This is a genomic window from Streptomyces sp. HSW2009 (assembly GCF_040240285.1).
In the GTDB taxonomy this organism is placed as follows: domain Bacteria; phylum Actinomycetota; class Actinomycetes; order Streptomycetales; family Streptomycetaceae; genus Streptomyces.
The window spans coordinates 1-3,910 of sequence record NZ_JBEHZD010000646.1; the positions used below are offsets into that span (position 1 = coordinate 1).

Below are 3,910 nucleotides of genomic sequence, written 5' to 3' on the forward strand. Positions count from 1 at the left end.
GGGGGCCGGCGCGTCGTCCAACCCCCCCCGGCGGGGGGGGGCCCCGGGGCGGGGGGCCCGCCCGGGCGGGGGGGGGGGCCCGGCCACCGCCGGCCGGCCGGTGCCCCGTGGCGGCTGCCCGCACCGCCCGCGCTGCGCGGGGTGGTCGCCCTCGCCCCCATCGCGGACTTCGCGACGGCCCGGGCGCTGGCCGTCTGCTCCGCCGCGGTCGACGAACTGCTGGAACTCCCGGCATCATCCACACCCCCGGAACCTGCCACTCCGGACGCGGCCACCGCGGGGTCCACCGCCCCGGACGCTGCGACCCCGGCCCCCGCCACCCCGGACGCCTCCGTCGCCCACCGTCTGGCCTGCACCGATCCGGTCGCCCTGCTGCCGACCGGCGTTGCCACCACCGTGGTCCAGGGCGCCGACGACGTGGACGTGCCGCCCGCGGTGGCGGAGGCGTTCGTGGCCGCGGCCGACGCCGCCGGCCAGCCCGTCCGGCTGGTGCGCATCGCGGACGCCGGCCACTTCCCGGCCATCGACCCGGCCGCGCCGGCGGCCCGTACGGTCCTGGCGGAGATCTCCCGCCTCATCTGACCCACCCGGCGAGCGCCCCAACGGGCCCGACCCGAGCAACCCACCCACGACCAAACACCGACCCACGACCAAACACCCACCCACGGCCCAACCCTCGGCCCACCCCGGCCCACACCCACCCCCTGGTCGGACCAACCCTGGCCAACCCTCAACCCTCAATCCTCAACCCCCACCCCTCCACTCTCCCCACCGTCCAACCCTCCAACTGCTGCCCCCTGCAAGGCAATTCGCCCCGGGTCGGTCCTGGATCGGGCTCCCGGTCCCCGGCATAGTGGGGGCATGAGTGAGCCGGTGGCGTTCGACCCGTGGGACCCGCAGTTCGCTGCCGATCCGTACCCGGGGTACGCGGAGTTGCGGGCGCGCGGGCGGGTGCACCACTTCGCGCCGACCGATCAGTGGCTGGTGCCCGGCCATGCGGACGTCCGCGCGCTGCTTCGGCACCGCAGCCTGGGCCGCAGCTACACCCACAGGTTCAGCCACGAGGAGTTCGGCCGGCCGGCGCCGCCGCCCGAGCACGAGCCGTTCACCACGCTCGACGCGAACGGGCTGCTCGACCTGGAGCCGCCCGCCCATCCGCGGGTGCGCCGGCTCGTCTCGCAGGCGTTCACGCCCCGTACCGTCGAACGGCTCGCGCCCGTCGTCCGACGGCTGACCGCATCGCTGGTGGACACGCTGCTCGCGGACGGCGGCGGCGACCTGATCGCCGATGTCGCCGAGCCGCTGCCGGTCGCCGTCATCGCCGAACTCCTCGGCGTGCCACCTGCCGACCGCGGCCTGCTCCGCCCCTGGTCGGCCGAGATCTGCGCGATGTACGAACTGAACCCGAGCCCGGAGACCGCCCGCCGCGCGGTGCGCGCCAGCACCGAATTCTCCGACTACCTAAGGGAATTGATCGCAGCCCGCCGCTCCACGCCGGGCGACGACCTGATCAGCGCCATGATCGCGGCGTACGAGGCGGGCGACCGGCTCAGCGAACAGGAGCTGGTCTCCACCTGCGTCCTGCTGCTCAACGCGGGCCACGAGGCGAGCGTGAACGCCACCGGGAACAGTTGGTGGGCCCTCTTCCAGCACCCGCAGCAACTTGCCGCGCTGCGCGGCGACCTGGCCCTGTTGCCGACCGCGATCGAGGAGTTGCTGCGGTACGACTCGCCGCTGCACCTCTTCGAACGGTGGGTGCTGGACGACATCGAGGTGGCCGGCACGGTCATCCCGCGCGGCAGCGAGGTGGCGCTGCTCTTCGGGTCGGCCAACCACGACCCGGCCAGGTTCGCCGACCCCACCCGGCTCGACCTCGCCCGCGCCGACAACCCGCACCTCTCCTTCGGCGCCGGCATCCACTACTGCCTCGGCGCCCCGCTCGCCAGGCTCGAACTCACCGTGGTCTTCGAGGAGTTGCTGACCCGGGCGCCGGGCCTGCACGCCGTTGCCGACCCGCCCCGCAAGCCCGGCTTCGTCCAGCGCGGCCTGCGGGAACTGCTGGTCGCGGCGTGAGGACGGCACCCGGACGCGGCGCACCCGGTGGGAGCGGCGGGTGCGGGCGGAGGGGAGGGGAGGGGCGGGTGAGCCCGGCGGTCGGGCGCACCGGGTGCGTTGGGTGTGCCGGGCGCACGGGGACCCGTCGATGCGCCCCGTGGCGTCAGTTGTCCGGCGCGTGGCCCGTGGGGCCGGCCGTCGCCCGGGCCAGGAGCTGCTGGAGGGTGTCCCGCTCCGGCTGGGTGAGCCCGGCCAGCGGGGACTCCTCGTGCAGCAGCGCGAGCAACTGCTCACGCAGCGCGTCGCCCTGCGGGGTGAGCTTGAGGTGCTTGGCGCGCCGGTCGGACGGGTGCGGGCAGCGCTCGATCAGCTCCCGCTGCTCCAACTTGTCGACGATAAACGTGGCGTTGGAGGGTTCGCAGCTCATCCGCTCGGCGAGCTCGCGCATCGTCATCGGCCCGGTGATCTCGCGCAGCGCCACGGCCTGCGGGGCGGTCAGCCCCAGCTTCACGGCCCGCTGCCGTACGTGCTCCGCGATCTGCTGGGCCATCCCGTTGATCAGGCCGCACAGCTCCCGCTCGGCGATGGCCTGCGCTTCCGGGTTCGTCATGCGGCCCATCCTAGCAAGAACATCCAGTCTTAATATTGCAAGCTTGCATAGTTAAGGCTTGATGCATAGCGTGGGCGCTGCCGCCGCGGCGCACCGGTTTCGCGGCGCGCTGTCCCCTGTCCCCGTACGGAGAGGAATGAGCGCCCCATGAGCACCGCCGCATCGCACGACACGGAACGGTTCCGCAGACCGTCGGGTCCGAGGTCGCTGATATTGGGTGAGACGAAGGTGAGCTTCGTGCCGGACGGTTCGGTGCAACTCGCGCCGCGCGGCTGGCTGCCGGACGCCCCCGACGAGGTGTGGACCACCCACGCCCACCACCTGGACGCGGACGGCTACTTCGCGGCCGGCGTCGGCGGGCTGCTGGTGGAGCGCGGGGACCGGGCGCTGCTCATCGACGCCGGCTTCGGGCCCACGGCCTTCCCGGTCGAGCCCGGCACCCCCGTCGGCGAGATCCGCACCGGCGGCCTGATCGAGGGCCTGGCCGCGCTCGGCCGCACCCCCGACCAGGTCGAGGCGGTGGCCTTCACGCACCTGCACGTGGACCACGTCGGCTGGGCCTGGCAGCCGGCGCCCGGCAGCGAGCGCCCCGCCTTCGACCGGGCCGCCTACCTGGTCGCCGAGCCCGAGTGGAAGCAGCGCGACCTCCTCGCGGCGCACGGCACCAGCCCCGAGATGGTGGCCGCCCTCGCCCCGCGGGTGCGCACGGTGGCGGACGGCGAGGAGGTCTTCCCGGGCGTACGGGTCCGGCTGGTGCCGGGCCACACGCCGGGCCACGCCGCGTACGTCATCAGCGGCGGCGGCCGGCGCCTCATCGCCTTCGGCGACGCCCTGCACTCGCCGGTCCAGGTCGGCCACCCGGAATGGCCCGCCTTCCCCGACCACGACGGGGCGCAGGCCGTCGAGCACCGCCGCCAACTGGTCGCCGAACTCCAGCAGCCGGACACGATCGGCTTCGGCATCCACTTCGCCGACGTGGTCTTCGGGCGCGTACGGGTCGGCCCCGACGGTCCGGTCTGGCAGCCTGTCGACGCGTAGCGGGGTCGTGTCGTACGGGCGGCGTGGCGCCGCGTAGGCCGGGGCCTCGTCGTGTGTCCGGTGGCGCCGTGCCGCCGGTCGGGGGGGGGGGGGCCGGGGCGCCGGGGGCCCGGCCGCCCCCCCCCCCCGCGCGCGCCGGGGCCCCCCCGGCGCCGCGGGGGGGGCGGGGGGGGGGGGGGGGGGGGGGGGGGGGTGGGGGGCGGGGGG

3 protein-coding genes and 1 pseudogene are annotated in these 3,910 nt (G+C 75.2%); 3 read left to right on the forward strand and 1 reads right to left on the reverse strand.

The window, feature by feature from the left end; genetic code table 11:
* Positions 1-582, forward strand: a pseudogene (locus AAHZ94_RS30065) (hypothetical protein); the annotation flags it as partial.
* A 279-nt stretch (positions 583-861) separates the two neighbouring features.
* Entirely contained in the window at positions 862-2,073 is a 1,212-nt protein-coding gene (locus AAHZ94_RS30070) for a cytochrome P450 (RefSeq protein ID WP_349996885.1), read from the forward strand.
* Between the two features lie 145 nt (positions 2,074-2,218).
* Here the strand turns inward: AAHZ94_RS30070 and AAHZ94_RS30075 are convergent, their stop codons facing one another.
* Positions 2,219-2,665 (reverse strand): MarR family winged helix-turn-helix transcriptional regulator, encoded by a 447-nt coding sequence (locus AAHZ94_RS30075; RefSeq protein ID WP_349996886.1) that lies wholly within the window; start codon positions 2,663-2,665, stop codon positions 2,219-2,221.
* Between the two features lie 147 nt (positions 2,666-2,812).
* On the opposite strand from AAHZ94_RS30075, the gene AAHZ94_RS30080 reads away from it, so the two are divergent.
* Positions 2,813-3,703, forward strand: a complete 891-nt coding sequence (locus tag AAHZ94_RS30080; RefSeq protein WP_349996887.1) for an MBL fold metallo-hydrolase — start codon at positions 2,813-2,815, stop codon at positions 3,701-3,703.
* The last annotated feature ends 207 nt before the right edge of the window (positions 3,704-3,910 follow it).